The organism is Sphingomonas sp. PSPC2-2, assembly GCF_049897725.1.
Taxonomy (GTDB): Bacteria; Pseudomonadota; Alphaproteobacteria; order Sphingomonadales; family Sphingomonadaceae; genus Sphingomonas.
The window spans coordinates 1-880 of the sequence record NZ_JAFCWU010000037.1; the positions used below are offsets into that span (position 1 = coordinate 1).

The 880-nt window shown below is 60.6% G+C and carries 1 protein-coding gene; it reads right to left on the reverse strand.

Annotated elements, in window-relative coordinates:
• Positions 1 to 54 precede the first annotated feature (54 nt).
• On the reverse strand, positions 55 to 819 hold the full coding sequence (locus ACP7BY_RS20985) for an IS6-like element IS6100 family transposase (protein ID WP_001389365.1): 765 nt from the start codon (positions 817 to 819) through the stop codon (positions 55 to 57).
• Positions 820 to 880: the final 61 nt, after the last annotated feature.

Consider the following 880-nt stretch of genomic DNA (forward strand, 5'->3'; position numbering starts at 1 on the left):
GGCTCTGTTGCAAAGATTGGCGGCAGTCAGAGGTAGGCTGTCGCTCTGCGCCGATCAGGCGGCTGCTGCGAAATGGTGGTTGAGCATGCCCATGGCCTCCGTCAGCGCCGAGGGCCCAATGCCAAAAGCTCTCTCCACAAGGCGCACCTCGCCCCTGATGCCGGGCTGCAGGCACCAGGGGCGAGCCTGTCCTTTGCGCAGGGCTCGCATGACTTCGAATCCCTTGATCGTGGCATAGGCCGTGGGGATCGATTTGAAACCGCGCACCGGCTTGATCAGTATCTTGAGCTTTCCGTGATCGGCCTCGATCACGTTATTGAGATACTTCACCTGCCGGTGGGCCGTCTCCCGGTCCAGCTTTCCTTCGCGCTTCAATTCGGTGATCGCTGCACCATAGCTCGGCGCTTTGTCGGTATTGAGCGTGGCAGGCTTTTCCCAGTGCTTCAGGCCTCGCAGGGCCTTGCCCAGGAACCGCTTCGCTGCCTTGGCGCTGCGGGTCGGCGACAGGTAGAAATCGATCGTGTCGCCCCGCTTGTCGACTGCCCGGTACAGGTAGGTCCACTTGCCCCGCACCTTGACGTAGGTTTCATCCAGGCGCCAGCTCGGATCAAAGCCACGCCGCCAGAACCAGCGCAGCCGCTTCTCCATCTCCGGGGCGTAGCACTGGACCCAGCGATAGATCGTCGTATGGTCGACCGAAATGCCGCGTTCCGCCAGCATTTCCTCAAGGTCGCGATAGCTGATCGGATAGCGACAATACCAGCGCACCGCCCACAGGATCACATCACCCTGGAAATGGCGCCACTTGAAATCCGTCATCGTTCCGTCCGTCCAATCTCCGCCAAGCATGCTCAAGCTTCACGATTTTTGCAACAGAGCC

Excerpts from the sequence above, each read along its gene's own strand:
- ACP7BY_RS20985 (WP_001389365.1), bottom strand. The coding sequence starts at position 819 with ATGACGGATTTCAAGTGGCGCCATTTCCAGGGTGATGTGATCCTGTGG.